The organism is Undibacterium umbellatum (assembly GCF_014284125.1).
In the GTDB taxonomy this organism is placed as follows: domain Bacteria; phylum Pseudomonadota; class Gammaproteobacteria; order Burkholderiales; family Burkholderiaceae_D; genus Undibacterium; species Undibacterium umbellatum.
Genome location: NZ_JACOFX010000004.1, coordinates 208,990 through 226,086, shown reverse-complemented (window position 1 = coordinate 226,086; position 17,097 = coordinate 208,990). Strand labels below are relative to the sequence as shown.

Here is a 17,097-nt window from a genome sequence, read left to right as displayed (position 1 = left end):
CAGGCAGATGGCCGTCATGCGATTGGATAGTTTTTTCACGTAGGAACTCCTGGTTTTTACGTTGGCGCATATGGATGCGTGGATGTGTGCACGGCATCTGTCTATATTGCATGGCACATGCTTGTGGATGTGCCAGTGAAGCCTGGTCTGTACCATGCCTTCACAAAAGAGAATCAGGTAAAACTGGTCTGTGTTACTGGTCGAGGCTTGACAGTATCCAATTGCCAGGCATGTTGCAAGGTCGCGCAAATGGGCTGATGTCTGCCCTGAAATGGGGCGTGGCCCATCTCAAATTTTGTCATTGGGGTTGACAGATTTGGTCAGTCTGGAAAGCATCCCAATACTGACTGGAAAATTTGTCCTGCAAAAGTTGGAAACTTTTCCATTCTTGTGGCAATTCGCGTGGTAATACCACATGCACAAACCCTCTGCAGACCCAGATGCGCCGCTGACAAAAAATGGCCATGGAATATCAAAATTAACTTTGTTATTGACAAAATTTTCCTGAAAATGAAAGTGGTATTACCGCTCCTTTGTTTATGACAAAATTGTAAGAAACAAATTGATTTCCCTGTTACAGAAAACTTACAATTGGTCCGCGGGAAAAGCAGTTGCCAACCCTGTTTTGCAACAGCATCAGACTGGGCAAATCTTGTTTGTGAGGAGGCAGGTAGTAGTGGCTACCGTCGCGAACATGACGAGTGACATGCACAGGCTGTTCGCGGCCAAAGCCGTTTATAAGGGTTAATGCAGGCAAGCTGCTAGCACGAGGTAGTGGGAGCCAGGATTTATTCAACGATCAGTGTATACGTCACAGCTTGCGACATATTATTGCCACGTCCGCCAAAGTTGATCGTATGCCTGACAATAAATGACGGTAGAAAATGTATCGCAAATACTTAAATGAAATCTTGCAATAATGAAAATTATCCCCAACTGACAAGCGGATTTTAGTTACTCAATAAAATTTGAAAGTAACAAATTGATTTCTACATCATGGAAAATTTTGCACAAGCGCTCAACTGACTATTCAGTTGATTACCCAGGCGACGACGCTTTGGCCACGTAATTGATTATCAAGTTCTTCACATTGGCAACTCACTAAAGGAAAATCACCTAATGAATGATCATAACCAGCAGGCCACGCAAGTTCTCGACAAGGCGAGGCAGGCGCATGCCGCACAAGAATATGAATCATCGCTGGTATCCTATGAATGGTTTTTTGATCATGCCCTGGACGAAGACCAGGCTACGCTCTACGGTGTGCGGCTGTCATTTTGTCTTTTTGAATGGGCGCGACTGGGCCAGGAGTATGAGCCAGCCCGGATTCGTCTGGAACAAAAGTTTGAACACAGCATCCTTGCGCTGGAGCAGTCGCGCAATCCAGTATATTTTCATGACTATGCCGCTATAGGTGCCTGCCTTAATCAGCAAGAGACCGTGCTGGAAAAATTCATTGGTTATCATCAGGCAGACCCCAAACTCGCCAAAGAAATCGTGCATTTCATCTGGGACGAATTGGTCAGTTCGCCACACATCGCCGTGTGCGCCACTTATATTGACGATGCGCTGGCATTCTATGAAGACAAGCTGGAAAAACATGACGAAACACTGAAAATCTGTGCCACCATGCCGGAACTTTCTAACGATGATTTTATGCAAGGAATGTGGGACAGGTTCATCAAGGATGTCACCAATATCATCAAGGTATTGCGAGCTACTGGACGTGCTGAGGAGGCTGTCGCTGTTATTGCTAAAGCGAAAGCGGATCTGGAAGAAAGAAACTACGCCCATACTTTGGCAGGATAATTTTTACAGGCAGGTGCGAGCCTTGCAATAATGCAGGGCGGCTTTATTAGCTAACACTGTGTCAATTGTTCGCACCTAAAGCCGCTACTGAGGAGTAAGATGAAGGGGGCCTAACCACACTCAATGCATGGCAACTGCCCTTGCTTGTCCAGGAGAGACGGAAATCCCATCCGCCTTGTCCAGCCGCCCCGCCAGCGTCGTCAAGCCCCAGGCACCCACTACCACCAGCGCACCTATCCATGGTGTATGCATCAAGCCGATATGGCTGACTATCAAGCCACCTGCCCAGGCACCGAAGGCGATGCCAACATTAAATGCCGCGATATTTAAACCTGATGCCACGTCTATAGCCTGTGGCGCATCCTGTTCAGCCCGCTGCACTACATACACTTGCAAGCCCGGCACATTACCAAAAGCCACTGCACCCCAGGCCAGCACGGTCAGCAAGGCCAGCCATTTGTTATGCGCAGTAAAAGTCAGCACCAGCAACACCAGCGCTAACAAAGCAAACACGATCTGCAGTGCCGCGACTGGCCCTTTTTTATCTGCCAGCTTGCCACCCCAGATATTGCCAAAGGTGACCGATACACCGTACACCAGCATCACCAGGCCCACCGCATTGGCGCTAAAGCCGCTGATGTCTTGCAGTATCGGTGCCAGGTAAGTGAAGGCGATAAAGCTGCCGCCATAACCAAGGGCTGTCATCGCATATACCAGCAAGAGGCGCGGTTTTTTCAGCACCGCCATTTGCGTCAATAAAGATGCAGGCTTGCTGCTGGCGATGGTGGCGGGGATCAATATCGCGCAACCGATAAACGCAATCACACCCAGTGCCGACACTGCCAGAAACGTCGCCTGCCAACCCAGATGCTGTCCTATGAAGGTACCCAGCGGCACCCCCGTGACCAGCGCCACCGTCAGGCCGCTGAACATCAGCGCAATCGCACTGGCTGCCTTGTCCTTGGCGACCAGGCCAGTGGCGATCGTTGAACCTATCGAAAAGAACACCCCATGCGCCAGGCCAGTCAGCACCCGTGCCGCCATCAGCGAGGCATAGTTGGGTGCCATCCAGGCCACCAGGTTGCCGATAGTGAACAAGGCCATCAGGCCCAGCAATAACTGCTTGCGTTGCACGCGGCCAGTCAGTGCAGTCAGCACCGGCGCACCAACAGCCACGCCCAGCGCATACAGGCTGACCAGCAAACCGGCAGAAGGAACAGACACCGCCAGGCTGCTGGCGATGGTGGGGATAAGGCCGACAATCACAAATTCTGTCGTACCGATGGCAAAGGCGCTGAGTGTCAGCGCCCAGAGAGCAAGTGGCATGTTTGACTCCAGGTAATGAAAATAGAACGAATACGGAGTCTGATCCCATGCAGGGCAAAGAAAAATAGCTTAAGCTACACTTAACTTATGACTCGGAGTCAATAATGCTAAGCTTGGAAACCATGAAGGCTCTGGTCGCGGTGGCTGATACCGGCTCGTTTTCAGCCGCTGCCGAGCGTCTGGGGCAAACGCCATCCGGCATCAGCCGCAGCATTTCCCGTCTCGAAGCACAACTGGGCATGACGCTGATGACGCGCACCACCCGCAAGCTGGAGCTGAGCGAGGAAGGTCACTGGCTATTGCAAAGGGCAAAGAAGATACTTTGTGATATTGATGACACTGAAGAACAACTGACTGCACGCCTGTCGCAGCCATCCGGCCTGGTGCGGGTGAACGCCGCCACCCCCGCACTTGATCACCTGATCGCGCCATTGGTGGCGGAGTTTCTGGATGCCTATCCCCTCATCAGGCTGGAACTGGTCAGCGGCGAAACCTTTGTTGACCTCATCGAAGAAAGGGCCGACCTGGCGATACGCATAGGCCAGCTCAGCGATTCCAGCCTGCATGCACGCCGCCTGGGTAGCAGCCGCATCCGCCTGGTAGCCGCACCGCATTATCTGGCACGCCATGGTGAACCACAGACCGTGGCCGACCTGGCGCAGCACAGGCTGCTCGGTTTCACCGCGCCCGCCAGCCTGAATACCTGGCCGCTACCTGCTACGGATGCCGCAAACAATGAAGGCTACATCATCGACCCCGTCGTCAGCGCCAGCAACGGCGAAACCCTGCGTCACCTAGCCGTGCAAGGTGCTGGCATCGTCTGCCTGTCCGACTTTCTGACCATGGCCGACCGCACCCACGGCAGGCTCAAGCCCGTGCTGCCAGACATCAGCCTGCCCTGGATGCAACCAGTCTGGGCGGTATTCTATAAACAGGAGGCGATACCCCCACGCGTGGCGGCCTTGCTGGATTTCTTGATGACGAGGTTGCCGCTGGACAGGATGTGAGGGGAGGGGCGGCCCAAGCTACATTGTTGCAACCCACACCCGCACAACCCGCATCCACTACTCCCGTGCCGTAATCGTCAACACCGGCGCATCCGGATCAGCCACATTCAGGGTAAAGCTATACTTGCCAGCCTGTGGCGGCTCAAACCACACATCCTTGCCTGCCCAGGCCAGCGCCTTGCCAGTATTGATCGCGAAATTGCCTTTGGTTTCATTGGCCCTGGTGTCACCTACACCAAGTTCGACCATTTTGAAGTCTTTCGACACTATCTTGAACTTGCTGATGCCCTTGGCTAAAACCACATCCACACTAAAATTGCTGGCATCAACCTGCGTTAAAGGCAAAGAGTTATCCCATTTGTTCATGGTGCCGCTCAGGTAGATAGGCTGGGCAGTGAAATGGGCAATGCTGGTGGCTGGTGATGGCTGGAATTCGACCAGGGTATCGTCAGGCCAGTTGCGGTCAGCAAGCGGCAGCACCGCATACTTCAGGCGATGACCACTCAAAAGCACCGTGCGTTTATCACCCGACACCAGGCTGACGCTGTCCGTCGGGAAAGGTGTAAAAGTACCATAGCTGACCCTGGAGGACAGGCACCAGTCGGTGCCGCCCAAAGCCACTGCGGCAGCGGCACGCAGCAAGACATTGAATTCTTTCTTGGCAATCGCGATGGCGACCTGGCATTCAAGACGCACATCACCAAGGCGGCGCATATTTGCCGGGACATTGGCGCTGGTCACGCGTGGCATGCCACTGAATTCACCGCGTGCGCGATTGAGTATCAATTCGGCCTCGCCATCGGCTGCTGCCTGGTCACGTGGCAAGATAAAGCTGCCATCAGCAGCAACCTCCACCGGGATGGACATGTCATCATTGGCGATGCGCAGGCTCAGACCGGCCAGCGAAGTACTGGCATGCCTGGGCTTGAGCACGAAACGCAAGTTATCCGCCGTTGGCGCCAGATGGTGCTTGCTCTCAAACATGTCCAGCCCGGCCAGCATATTGCGGTAAGAGCGCAGTTCAGGATTCTTGATACCATTGACGGCGACCGACTGGGGTTCTTCTGTGGTGGTAGTTGCTGGTGGGACTTCAGTGGCTGCGGCAGGCTGGCTGAGTTGAAGCACAGGCAGGAGTAGAAACAAGCTGCTGATGAGCAATCGCGTCATGGGTATCCATGGTGAGTTGATAACAAGCCGCAATATACGCTACAGTTTTACGTCTCCGCAACCGCTAAAACGACGACGCAAGGATATTCATTTTTGTGGGCCGGCAAGCTGAACTTTATTGCCTTCAGCCACTCACAGGCTGTGGTTCGGCTTTGAAACTCAAAGACAGATTTGTGCTGGATGTCAAAAAAATCAAATAATCAATATATTGCATTGTTGTTTTGCAATTGCATTAGCTACAGATGGGTGGAGCGCCTATAATGAGTCGAAAGAGTGTGGCTGGCCTGGTCACACTCCTGTCCTGTCTAGATGGAATCCCTGCCATGTTTGCCATGAGCAAGCCACCACTCGCTGTAAAAACCCGTATCCATAGCTGGATACGCTATTTCTTTTTCAGCTTTGCCACCTTGTCCACCCTCTGGATGATCAACAATGTCCGGACCCGCGATGTCGATGACAGCATGTTCCAGTCCAGTACCAGCATCGCACTCACTGACACCCCGGCATCCCTGGAATTGCGCCCCTTGCTGGCCCAGCCAAAACGTGGCCTGATTTTTTTCTGCGGCAGCGGCATTGCAGCAGATGCCTATATCCCCCTGCTCAGGCCAGTGGCCGAAGCCGGCTTTACGGTATTCATCATCAAACTGCCCTGGCGCTTTGCCCCGCTGGAATCCCACAAGGAAATCGTCTTGTCGCAAGCCAAAGACATCATCAGCAGCCATCCCGGCCTGCCATCCTGGGTGATTGCCGGTCATTCCCTGGGCGCTGCCCTGTCGGCGCGCTATGTGCAGACCGATACTGACCATATAGCCGGCATGCTGTTGCTGGGTAGTACCCATCCCAAATCGGCCGACCTGTCGGGTTTGCGCATACCCGTGACCAAAGTTTTTGCCACCAATGACCAGGTCGCCCCAAGAGAAAAAATCATCGCCAACAAAAACTTGCTGCCCAGACAAACCAGATGGGTAGAAATTGACGGCGGCAACCATTCCCAATTCGCCCATTACCGCTACCAACTCCTGGACGGTGACGCCACCATCCCCAGGGAACAGCAACAGGCGCAGGCCCGCGAGGAAATCCTGGCGATGCTGAAACAAGTCGATTGATCTCTCAAGCTTGTTGCAAACACAGGCATAAACGCATTACATTGTCAGCTTGAAAAAAGCTGGCCAAGAAAATGAATGCGAACACTGCACATGCAGAATAAACTGTTTAGTTACCAACTTTGCATCAGCAGCATAGCCGCATGCTGCCTGCTGACAGGTTGCCCGGCGACCGAACAAGCCACAGCCAGCCAGGCTACAGCGCTGCTGCCCGCAAGTGCTCCCACTCATCCACCGGCAAGCCCGCCCGCAGCGGCCAGTTTGCCATTAGCGGCCAGCATCGCGAAGTACACTGGCCCCTTCGGCCTTGCCATGGCCATCAGCGAAACCGAACTTGCCAGCAGCCTGGGTTTTGTCAAATCCGACAAGGCCAGGCATTTGTTCCAGGGCCAGCCCCCGGCACCGGCAGATGATTTTAGTGACTACTACGCCATCACCGCCCCCATCAGCGGCGTCTGCAAGGTAGGCGCATCCCGTACCATTACCGCTGTCAGTGGCACAGGCGCACAAATCAAAGCCGCTGCCGACCGCATCGCACTAGCGCTGGAACAGCAATACGGCAAACCCAGCCTCAAAAAAGACAAAGCCAACACCGACATCTACACCCGCCGCCCGCAATTCTGGATGGTCGGCCTCAAAGAAGGTTCAGTCAGCTACGGCTACCTGTGGGCCAGCGGCAAGACAGAGCGCGAACTCCCCGACAACATCCTCAACATCATCGTCTTCGCCCAGGCCAAGGCCATCAACCGTGGCGAAGTCGGCGTCAGTTATGAATTTGCGAATTATGCAAATTGCCAGAAGGAGTGGCGTAAAGAGAAGGGGAGCAAATCATGAATCCACATGTAGAGAGAAAACGTCGCTGGCAAGAATTGGAAGAGCTAGCCTGGGCACATTTTATACGTCTGCTTGGCGAAACTCAGATTCCGGCAGATGAGGCAGGACGCATCACCTCTGGTGTCATTATCATCCCAGGAAAACCAAGAAACAGCGTGACCCTCAAAGTTAGCCTTTTGCCACCCGCCAAACCTGAAGAAGAGATGTGTGTCAACGGCATACCTATTGATAATCACTGGGATACAAAACCCTTGTGCATGGTGGAAGTCGATGCTGCAACTGAAGAAGTCAAAGTCACCATACTCAATGAAATGCCATGGTTAAGACATAATATGTTGAAATAAAACGTAGAGAAAAAAATGAATCAAAACATAGACCCCAAAGACGTACCGCAATGGATAGCAGCCAGCACTACGCTGGCAGACGCTGCTGAACTGCAAGCCTGGTCCATCGCCATGCTGAACCGGATAGAACGTGGCGACCTGATCATAGGTATCCTGCCCGTAGACGAAGCACGCCAAGTGCCGCTCGCCTTGCGCAAGGCGCTTGATCTTGGCCTGGCAGAGGCTGGCATAGAGCTGGCGGACTGGCTGGTGCGTAGCCCCATCGATGACGCCGATGTTCCTGCGGCAGAACAAGTCTTGCTGGAAGTGATCGCCCTGGGCAAACATGCTGCTGCTGTGCCGCTGATGCGCTATCGCTGGTTCTACCGGCGTGAAGACTGCGCCGAGGAAGAAGCGCAACAAGCCTTTGCCTTGCTACATCAATGGTGCATACAACACCAGGACGACAGCGATGCCCTCTACCTGCTGGCACTGGTCACCTGTCATGGCTTTGGTACGGATGCCAACCCAGCCAGGTCGGCGCAAATGCTCAACAAGGCTGCCTCCATGGGCAATGCCGATGCCATGTTTGAGCTGTATATCTATCATTCCCAGGGCATAGGTGTCGAAGTCAATGAGGACAAAGCCATCATCTGCCTGCGCCGTGCTGCCGAAGCAGAACATCCTCGCGCCATGTACAACATCGGTGCTTTCCACGCTACTGGCCGCCACGTAGAGCAAGACATGGCACTGGCAGTGGCATGGTATAAACGCGCCGCAGAAGCCGGCCACCCCAAAGCTGCAGAAACCCTGGCCCTCATGTATGAACATGGCGAAGGCGTGGAAGAGGACGAGGAAATGGCGCAAAAATATTGGGATATGATTACCTGAGAAGGCTGAGCGCAACTTGTTGTGCTCACGAAATCAAGACCACTCAATACAGACGCGCAGGGCAGGTACAGAGTGGACAATGAGCGGCCAACTTTAGTTTTATCCTCACCCAGAAAGATGCACATGCACATCGCCATTCTCAGTTTTGAGGGTTTCAATGAACTTGATTCACTCATCGCTTTAGGCATACTGAACCGCATCAAGACACCAGGCTGGCGCGTTTCCATCGCCAGCCCATCTGCACAAATACGCTCCATGAATGGCTTGCTGATGGAGTCACAGATATCCTTGCAAGAAGCCTGTACGGCAGATGCCGTCATTGTCGGCAGCGGTTCACGCACCCTGGAAGTGGTGGAAGACGCGGCCCTGATGGCGCAATTGCAGCTTGATCCATCCCGCCAATTGCTGGCTGCACAATGCTCAGGAACACTCGTGCTGGCCAAGCTGGGTTTGCTGGACAAGGTGCCAGCCTGCACCGACCTGACCACCAAGCCCTGGGTGCAGGCGGCAGGCATCGACGTACTCAACCAGGCCTTTTACGCCAGGGGCAATATCGCCACCGCTGGCGGCTGCCTGGCATCGCAATACCTGGCCGCCTGGGTCATCGCCCGCCTGGTAGACACAGAAGCCGCAGCCAGCGCCATCCATTACGTCGCCCCGGTGGGTGAGAAAGAAGAATATGTCGAGCGGGCGATGAGGAATATTGCGCCGTATTTGTAGTGCCGGGTTTTTGATAAAAACCAAAAATATCACCACAGAGACACAGAGACACAGAGACACAGAGACACAGAGACACAGAGACACAGAGACCGGGAAAGACTGCTTGCAAGCAGTCTTCGTTACGCAGGCGCGCGGCACGCCGCACGTAGCCCCTGCTACAACATAGAGATGACACAGAGTTCAACTGCGCGCGCGGCTCACGACATGTGGGGCTTCTAAAATATCTCTGTGCCTGCTCTGTGTCCCGGAGTCTCTATGTTGAGTGGCCTTGAAGTTTTTAACACGGCAATTGCACTTGGCGCAGTCAACACTGGCTAGCGAGTCGGCTTATTGTGATGCTCGGAAACGCGTGCAACAATTAAAAGCGACATCCCCCAAACCGTCATGCCGGACTTGATCCGGCATCCAGCGACTTTGCTCGGTGTGTTGGATTATCTCGTCTGTCATTTTTGTATCAGGAACTTTTTTTAGGGTGCGCCATGCGCACCACCGGATGATCGCTGTTCTTACATCTCTCCCTCGCTCCTCACCGCGTCAACCGATACAAATAAATCGCCGTCCTGATGGTCGCTCTCTGTATCGATGAAATATCCAGGTCTTCATCCGGTGAATGCGCACCTCTGCCAGTGGCACCCAGGCCATCCAGGCTGTCTACGTAAGGCGCGACGAATTGGATGTCACCTGCGCCGCGCTCACCCGGTGGGAAGGCTTTTATCTCGCCCAGGCCTGCGTCAAAGCTGGCTTTGGAATACAGGTCCAGCAGGGCGTAGTTGCCGGGTGTGGGGGACATGGGCGGGTAGTTTTCGCTAAAGCGTATGCTGGCGCTGGTGCCGGGCAGGTTGTTGCTGACGATGTCTTTCATGCGGTCTTTGGCGCGCTGGCCCTGTTCTGCACTGAGGTAGCGCAAGTCACCATGCACCTGGGCGCTGGGGGCGATGACATTGGTTTTGCCAAAGACTGTGCCCTTGCTGTTTTGGCCGTCGTAACTGATCTCGGTGCCGCCAAGGATATTGCCGGGGTTGAAAGTCAGGTCAGGCTCTATCAGTTGCTCGCGAAAGCTGTTCAGTATGCGCGCAGTTTCATAGATCGCACCATAGCCAGTGTGGCTAAACACGGTGGCAGAATGGCCTTGTTTTGCTTTTACATCCAGCACAAAACCGCCTGATGCACGGCGGCCTATGGTGCCGGTGGCATTGCCCTGGTTGTCCAGTGCCGTGCCTTCAAAGGCCAGTGCCACGTCGCTGCGTTTGGCAGCATTGATGAGATCAGCACGTGAGGTGGCGATGGGATGGCCTGCGCTTTCTTCATCACCGCTGAAGATGACCTGGATGCGGGTATTGTCGAGCGCGCCCACGGCATGCAGGGCGCGCAGGGCTTCGATCATGATGACATCGCCGCCTTTCATGTCATTCACGCCCTGGCCGCGCACGCGCTTGCCTCTTCTCTCCCACAATTGCACGGGGCTGTCTTTTTCAAAGACAGTATCCAAATGGCCTATCATCAGCACCCGCTTGCCCTGGCTACCTTCGCGCTCGGCCAGCAAATGCCCGGCACGGTTCATGGCGGCGGGCATCTCAGACCAGCTGGTCTTGAAACCCAGGCCATCCAGCTCAACACGAAACAGCTTGCCCACTTCACGCACGCCTGCATGATTGAGTGTGCCGCTATTGATGTTGACGCTGCGCTCCAGTAATTGCAGGGCCGCTTCTGATCTGGCATGCACTGCGGCGACGATTTGCTGCTCAGTCGGTGACAGACTTTGCGCGCTGGCAGTGACGGTCAATACGCTGGCAGCTAAGGCGATGCAAAAGGGGAGCATTTTTTTTGTGAACATGGCACAGCCCTGTTATGGGTGGTGGCTGGTTTGGACAGATGCATAATGTACACGGTTTTGCATAAGACGGGGCTCGATGAACCATCTGAGGAAGCGGCGAGCGCATTCAAGACCGCTCAACACAGAGGCACAGAGACACAGAGTAAGCACAGAGAAGTATTTAGAGAGTTTGCTTGCCACCACTGGCATTTGGGTACGACGCGCTTAATTAATTATCTCGGTGTTATCTCGGTGTCTCCGTGTCTCCATGTCTCTGTGGTGAGATTTTTGGTCTTTTTAAAAACACAGGTCGACCATTGCCCAACAAAGCCATCCCGCCTATCGCCAGCAGCACGCAGGTGATGCCCGTGATCTGGCTGGCACTGATGGTCTCACCCAGCACCACAACTGCCAGCACCGCAGCAGATACCGGGGCGAGGGCGGTGAACAGGGCGGCTTCGCTGCCGCTGACTTTGGCGGCACCGGCATACCACAGCAAAAAGCCAGCGACCGTCGGCACTATTGCATAGTAGATGACGGCCCAGATTGCCTTGTTGCTGACGGGTGTTTGCCATGCCATTTCAAACAGGGCGGGGAGGATGGACAAGGCCAGCCCCAGGCCCGTCATGATGGTGGACAAGGCCAGTGGTGGTATCGCCGTCTTCAGGCGTTTATTGAGCAGGATGAACAAAGCTTCGCAGACGATAGCAGCAAAAATAAGGGCGTTGCCAAGCAGCGAATGCTGACCAGCATTACCAGACCCGTCTTCCCTGACTGCAATCGACAATACCCCTGCACCTGCCAGTAGCACCGCCAGCAATAAGCTGGCATGTGGCCTTTCACCTAAAACAGCAATAGCAATCGCGGCAGAAACAATGGGCAGGGTGCCGATGATGACGCTGGCATCTGCGGCAGATGTGAGGTGCATACCGGCGATCAGCAATGTGGTGTAGCCGACACTGCCAGCCCCGGCCTGCAAGACCAGCAAGAACCAGTCCCGCTTACCCAGCTTTGGCAGGCGCGTACCGGTGACGCACATCAAGATTAAAAAGCAGGGGAAGGCGATGGCAAAGCGCAGGGCTGTTGCGGTGAAGGCCGGCAAGTCACTGCCTATGATTTTGCTGGCCACTACCGTGCTGCCAACGACGAACATCGCCAGCGCCAAATATGCATATCCCACTAATTTCTCTGACATTGCCTGCCTCTCTATGGATGAAAAAACCACAGCGTGCCAGTTTGAAATTGCGGTGTCTTGAATAAAATTGCAGCTTATCGCTTGGTGCTATAAGCCCCTGGCGATATCCCGAAGTTGCGCACAAATAGCCGCGTCAGATGGCTCTGGTCAGCAAAGCCGCTGTCCATGGCGACTTGTACCAGCGGAATGCCGGCATCGATGAGGCGGCGGGCGTGGTGCAGGCGGCGTTGCAGGAGATAGGCATGCGGCGTCATGCCCGTGACTTTGGCAAAGGCGCGCAAGAGCTGGAAGCGGCTCATGCCACTTTGCTGCGCCAGGTCTTGCAGGCTGAGGATGGCGGTCGGGTCGTCATCAATGCGGCTGCGTGCATGGTGTATGGCAGTCGGCGTCGTCTGGCCGAGCACGGCAGGCTGTTGCATGACACTGGCGAACAGCAAGAGCATTTGTTCTTCTGCTAACATTGCCACATGCGGTGTTGCAGTCATCGTCGCAAACAATTCCTGCGTTGCTTTTCTGATATGTGCATCACGCATGACTGGCAGGCGAAATTCGGCCTGGGCCATTTTACCTTCGCTGATATCGGTCATCAGGCTGGCGATCAGCGCCGGTTCAAAGTACAGCATCTGCCAGCTACGCCCGCTATCCCCTATCGGCGTGCCATCATGGATTTCGCCAGGGTTGACAGTAATCGTATCCCCCGCCATGGCTTCGACCATGCCCAGCCTGCTCAGGGACTTTTGCGCACCCTGCACCAGAACGCCTATGCCAAACTGCTCATGCATGTGCCGCCCAAAGCGGTGCCGGGATTGCGCCCGCACTGCTTCCACGCCAGGCAAGTGGCAGGGCAGCAGGGTGAATTGTTTTGGTCGGCTGGCGGGCATGGGGTGATGAGATAGATTTAATGAAAGTTAATATTGCAATATTGCATGATTTTCCTACAATGTGTATGTGCAATGTTGTGCTTGTATTATTGAAACTGCCAAATGCAAGGGATGTCAACGATTGTTGCTAATGACATTATCGTGTGTGGATTTTTGGTGCAAGTCGTATTTTTCTACTTTTTTTCGGGTAAGCTAAGTACTCAATAAGCAAGTCTGAAGAAACACCTTCATTTGCCTCCTCGCCCTGGTTTTAAGTCGATCAACACAGTAGCGATGCGGTGAAACTGATCAAAAACCGGTTTGATATCTTGGCAGAGGACTGCAAGGCATGGGGGATACAGGCACTGGAAAAAATGCACTTTCACTGCATGTGCTGGTGGCTGATGATGATTTCTTCATGCAAAGGCTCGCCACTATCCTGCTCAATAGTCTGGGCCACACTGGTGTGGTGGTTGACGACGGTGAAAAGGCCCTGGCTGCATTAGCCAAAAGACGTTTTGACCTGGTTCTGATGGATATCATGATGCCCAATATGGATGGCTTGCAGGCGCTTGCCTCATTGCGCAAACAAGAGCAGGTTAACGGCAGGCATCAGCGTGTCATCATGGTCACTGGTCATGCGGAACCAACGGACAGAGCCAGACTGAGCGCCGCGGGAGCCGATGGCTATGTCAGCAAACCTCTGGAGATCGACGCACTGGAGCGAGAACTCCGGCGTGTGATGAGCTGGCATCCTCACGAGTAATCAGATAGTGCAACACGGTTTCAAATTTTGCATCAGCTAAGTAAGTCATCAAGCAGCAAGCGGCAGCATCGTGGTCAGTTTTTGCATCAAAGCCGGGTTGTGTGTCTCAGGAGACATTTCATGCACACTTCGCTCCCTCCATAGCGCTAAACTTCGTATCAAAAGGACGTGAGTATGTCGAACATTGTCAGAGCCAGTGCGGAACTGAAACAATTCTTGGCCGCGCCATCTGCCAAGCCCAAATATGATTCCGCCTTCGCCGCCCTTGGAATCTGGAGCATGGGTGTGGTCTTGATGCGCAATTTGCGGTTTAAGTCAAAAGCGGCTGTCATTTGCCTGATGTTTTTGATCCCCATGTCATTGATTTCTTGGCATTATGTGAAACAGACGCTTGAGAATATCAATTTCTCGGCTAAAGAAAGACAAGGGGTCGAATACAATCAGATTGTTTTTCAGATGATCGACTATGCCCAGCAATTACGCCGAGACTCTGGCCTTGCAATTGCCAACGCAGGAGCTGCTGCCACGGTTGAAGCGACCAAAGAAAAACTGAAAGTATTGCAGGCCAAATTGGCGGAAGCCGAAAAAAAATATGGGGCTGATTTTGGCAGCGCGAAAGCCTTTGCCCAAGTCCAGGCAGCCTATGCTGAGACAGCCTCTGCTAAGACGGTGGATGAAGTTCTACTAGTCCATGGCAAACATATAAAAGCCCTGCTCGAGTTGATGGGCCTCGTGACCGATGGTTCAAACTTGACCCTGGACCCAGAAGTTGCGAGCTTCTACCTGATGGATGCATCTTTAGGCCATATGCCACAGGTGATTGATCAGACGGGCTTGTTGCGTGGTATGGGCATTGCGACATTGCAACGTGGCAACGTCAGCCCTAAGCAGAGTGTGGAGCTGATCAGTCTGCATGCGGTTGCAGCAAATGAATTTGAAGGTTTACAGGAAGCGCTTGGAAAAGCTGTGGGAGCCGATCCCGCTCTGGCGAAGCAAGTGGATACAAAAAAAATCAGTAGCGATATATCCTCATTTATAACAGTGTTTGAAAAAAATTTCGTTGAAACTCAGAATTTCTCACCTGAATTTCAAATCGCTTTCGTCTCTCATGCGAATAAGGCTTTAGAGGAGCAACATCTACTGGCAGGCCACATGCTGGCTGAGCTTGATGAAATTCTCGCAAACCGCATCGCAAGCATGAAAAACGCACTATATACAGGATTTGGTCTATTTATCTTTTTCATGTTGCTGGCAGCCTATTTCTTCTACAGCTTCTTTCTGGTGACGCGCGGCGGGTTGCAGACAATCAGAAAGCATCTGGATGAAATGTCGGGGGGCGACTTGCGGGTTTCTCCCGCTGCACCGTGGGGTAAGGACGAAACAGCAGATGTGATCGTCGATCTGCGCAGGACCTATAATGCCCTGCATGAACTGATACGCACCGTGCGCCACTCGGCGCGCGCCCTGCACCACACCAGCAGCGAAATTTCTTCTGCCAGCCTGGATTTGTCATCGCGTTCAGAGAATGCCGCAGCCTCGCTGGAAGAGCAAGCCGCCGCCATCGAAGAAATCGGCAGCACCGTCAACAACACCACCGACAAGGCCCTGATGGCGGCACGCTTTGCCGCCGACAACGCCAACGTCGCAGAAGAAGGTGGCAAGGTCATCGTCGATGTGGTGGACACCATGCACAATATCCATGCATCGTCCTCCAAGATCAGCGACATCATTTCTGTGATTGACGGCATCGCCTTCCAGACCAATATCCTTGCGCTCAATGCCGCCGTAGAAGCGGCCCGCGCAGGTGAGTCAGGCCGTGGTTTTGCCGTGGTTGCCAGCGAAGTGCGCAGCCTGGCGCATCGCAGTGCCGATGCCGCCAAAGAGATCAAGAGCCTTATCTCCAATAGCGTCGATCAGATCAACAGTGGCACCGTCGTCGTAGAAAAGGCTGGTGCCACCATGAACACCATGGTCAACAACGCCCGCCAGATCAATACCTACCTGACCGAAATTGCCTCTGCCTCTAAAGAGCAGGCAACCGGTGTGTCGCAGGTCGCCACTGCCATCAATGAACTGGATGAACATACCCAACAGAACGCTGCCCTGGTCGAAGAAACCGCCGCAGCCGCAGGCGCACTGACGCAACAGGCAGAAACCCTGCAAAGCGAAATTGCCAACTTTATTGTTGCCTGATAAAGCGAAAAAACGGGGGGCGCTATGGCCCCCTTGTTACCCTGGCAAATCCAGCACCGCCCGCAGATAATTGATCGGCGCGTGATCAGTCAGGGAGCGACTATTGATCGTGGTCTCATTTGAATCCCACATACCACGTACTTGTAAGCGCCAGTTGAATGACACTGAATTACTGGCGTGTTCAAACTTGGTTAGCGCATTTTTACCAGTTGCCTCTTTGCCGTTTGCATCCAGATAGCGCATGCCCTGGACGTGTGCGAAATAGACGATCTTTGGAAAAATTGTTGAAGCACCAGAGTTTGAAGTAGCAAAGGGTAGAGAATCGGGTGGTACACGGGTAACAAGATCGGCATGATTGACATACCGACGAACATCGCGCAGATCAAAGACTTGGGCGAATTCTTTATCGCCAACACGCGGTGATCCAAAAGTAATCAAAGTGCTGTTGGTATGGATGGCTGCCGCCAGCGTTGCTATTGCGGCCCCCAGACTGTGGCCAGTAAAGTAGACCCTCATGTCCTGATGTTTTTTAAGCCATTCATTGAGCTGGCCTTCAATACCTTGGTAAGATGCCAGAAAGCCGTTATGTACACAGCCCTTGCCTCTCCATGGTACTGGCCAGAAAAAGCCATCGATGAAGATATCTGCAGGCTCATCCGTTTGTGACCCACGAAAGACAACATAGGCTTTCCCCCCTCTGGTGGCGGCGAAGCCCTGCGTACCGGTGCGTGCGTCGATCAACAGCACCAGGTGATTAAAACCTGCATCGACAAGTATTTTAGTGAATTCTTTGCGTACAAATTTGCCTTGGTCGTCTAGCCCCTCGTTTTCGTAACGCCAATACGCCAGCCGCGACAATTCTGCGCAAAGTGCATGTTCGCTTGCCGGAAAATTATTTGTCAGTAAGGGAGCTTGCAGCTCAGGGTGAAACAGGGCAGTCGCGCTATTGTCGTAGTTCATGCTATTTCCTTGTTGTCGGGGAGGAGAAAATATAAGATAAAACATAATTATCTATTTTGCAAGCCTGCCCTGCCTGACGCAAACTCTTCTCATCCTCCCTGAGTCATCGCCACCAACTGACTGAAATCCC

15 protein-coding genes are annotated in these 17,097 nt (G+C 53.4%); 9 read left to right on the top strand and 6 right to left on the bottom strand.

The window, feature by feature from the left end; all coding sequences use genetic code 11:
* Window positions 1-1,119 precede the first annotated feature (1,119 nt).
* Window positions 1,120-1,809: a hypothetical protein gene (locus tag H8L47_RS11120; protein WP_186953652.1), complete on the top strand. Its 690-nt coding sequence runs from the start codon at window positions 1,120-1,122 to the stop codon at window positions 1,807-1,809.
* A 120-nt stretch (window positions 1,810-1,929) separates the two neighbouring features.
* Here H8L47_RS11120 and H8L47_RS11115 read toward each other — a convergent pair whose 3' ends face one another.
* Window positions 1,930-3,135: an MFS transporter gene (locus H8L47_RS11115; RefSeq protein ID WP_186953651.1), complete on the bottom strand. Its 1,206-nt coding sequence runs from the start codon at window positions 3,133-3,135 to the stop codon at window positions 1,930-1,932.
* A 101-nt stretch (window positions 3,136-3,236) separates the two neighbouring features.
* Here H8L47_RS11115 and H8L47_RS11110 point away from each other — a divergent pair, with 101 nt between their 5' ends.
* The gene (locus tag H8L47_RS11110; protein ID WP_329605445.1) at window positions 3,237-4,142 is read left to right on the top strand and encodes a LysR family transcriptional regulator; all 906 of its coding nucleotides are present in this window, start codon (window positions 3,237-3,239) and stop codon (window positions 4,140-4,142) included.
* Between the two features lie 57 nt (window positions 4,143-4,199).
* Here H8L47_RS11110 and H8L47_RS11105 read toward each other — a convergent pair whose 3' ends face one another.
* Entirely contained in the window at window positions 4,200-5,309 is a 1,110-nt protein-coding gene (locus H8L47_RS11105; protein WP_186953649.1) for a hypothetical protein, read from the bottom strand.
* 260 nt (window positions 5,310-5,569) lie between these two features.
* On the opposite strand from H8L47_RS11105, the gene H8L47_RS11100 reads away from it, so the two are divergent.
* From H8L47_RS11100 to H8L47_RS11080, 5 genes are all read left to right on the top strand, one after another.
* Window positions 5,570-6,415 carry an alpha/beta hydrolase gene (locus tag H8L47_RS11100; RefSeq protein ID WP_186953648.1) on the top strand — a complete coding sequence of 282 codons (846 nt, stop codon included), beginning with the start codon at window positions 5,570-5,572 and terminating at the stop codon, window positions 6,413-6,415.
* 75 nt (window positions 6,416-6,490) lie between these two features.
* Window positions 6,491-7,246 (top strand): hypothetical protein, encoded by a 756-nt coding sequence (locus tag H8L47_RS11095; RefSeq protein ID WP_186953647.1) that lies wholly within the window; start codon window positions 6,491-6,493, stop codon window positions 7,244-7,246.
* Entirely contained in the window at window positions 7,243-7,590 is a 348-nt protein-coding gene (locus tag H8L47_RS11090) for a hypothetical protein (RefSeq protein WP_186953646.1), read from the top strand. The genes H8L47_RS11095 and H8L47_RS11090 overlap by 4 nt, the downstream gene beginning before the upstream one ends.
* A gap of 15 nt (window positions 7,591-7,605) precedes the next feature.
* A complete protein-coding gene (locus H8L47_RS11085; RefSeq protein ID WP_186953645.1) occupies window positions 7,606-8,460 on the top strand; it encodes a tetratricopeptide repeat protein in 855 nt (284 codons plus the stop codon).
* Window positions 8,461-8,583: 123 nt separating this feature from the next.
* Window positions 8,584-9,180, top strand: a complete 597-nt coding sequence (locus tag H8L47_RS11080; RefSeq protein ID WP_186953644.1) for a DJ-1/PfpI family protein — start codon at window positions 8,584-8,586, stop codon at window positions 9,178-9,180.
* A gap of 526 nt (window positions 9,181-9,706) precedes the next feature.
* On the opposite strand, the gene H8L47_RS11075 is transcribed toward H8L47_RS11080, so the two are convergent.
* The 3 genes from H8L47_RS11075 to H8L47_RS11065 form a co-directional block, all read right to left on the bottom strand.
* Window positions 9,707-11,014 (bottom strand): M20/M25/M40 family metallo-hydrolase, encoded by a 1,308-nt coding sequence (locus tag H8L47_RS11075; protein WP_230413688.1) that lies wholly within the window; start codon window positions 11,012-11,014, stop codon window positions 9,707-9,709.
* A 223-nt stretch (window positions 11,015-11,237) separates the two neighbouring features.
* Window positions 11,238-12,188: a DMT family transporter gene (locus H8L47_RS11070; protein WP_186953643.1), complete on the bottom strand. Its 951-nt coding sequence runs from the start codon at window positions 12,186-12,188 to the stop codon at window positions 11,238-11,240.
* 74 nt (window positions 12,189-12,262) lie between these two features.
* Window positions 12,263-13,069: a helix-turn-helix transcriptional regulator gene (locus tag H8L47_RS11065; protein ID WP_186953642.1), complete on the bottom strand. Its 807-nt coding sequence runs from the start codon at window positions 13,067-13,069 to the stop codon at window positions 12,263-12,265.
* Window positions 13,070-13,397: 328 nt separating this feature from the next.
* Between H8L47_RS11065 and H8L47_RS11060 the strand changes: the two genes are divergently transcribed.
* Together H8L47_RS11060 and H8L47_RS11055 are read left to right on the top strand one after the other, a co-directional pair.
* Window positions 13,398-13,814: a response regulator gene (locus H8L47_RS11060; protein ID WP_186953641.1), complete on the top strand. Its 417-nt coding sequence runs from the start codon at window positions 13,398-13,400 to the stop codon at window positions 13,812-13,814.
* 174 nt (window positions 13,815-13,988) lie between these two features.
* Window positions 13,989-16,007 carry a methyl-accepting chemotaxis protein gene (locus tag H8L47_RS11055; RefSeq protein WP_186953640.1) on the top strand — a complete coding sequence of 673 codons (2,019 nt, stop codon included), beginning with the start codon at window positions 13,989-13,991 and terminating at the stop codon, window positions 16,005-16,007.
* 36 nt (window positions 16,008-16,043) lie between these two features.
* Here H8L47_RS11055 and H8L47_RS11050 read toward each other — a convergent pair whose 3' ends face one another.
* Window positions 16,044-16,967, bottom strand: a complete 924-nt coding sequence (locus H8L47_RS11050) for a lipase family protein (RefSeq protein WP_186953639.1) — start codon at window positions 16,965-16,967, stop codon at window positions 16,044-16,046.
* Window positions 16,968-17,097: the final 130 nt, after the last annotated feature.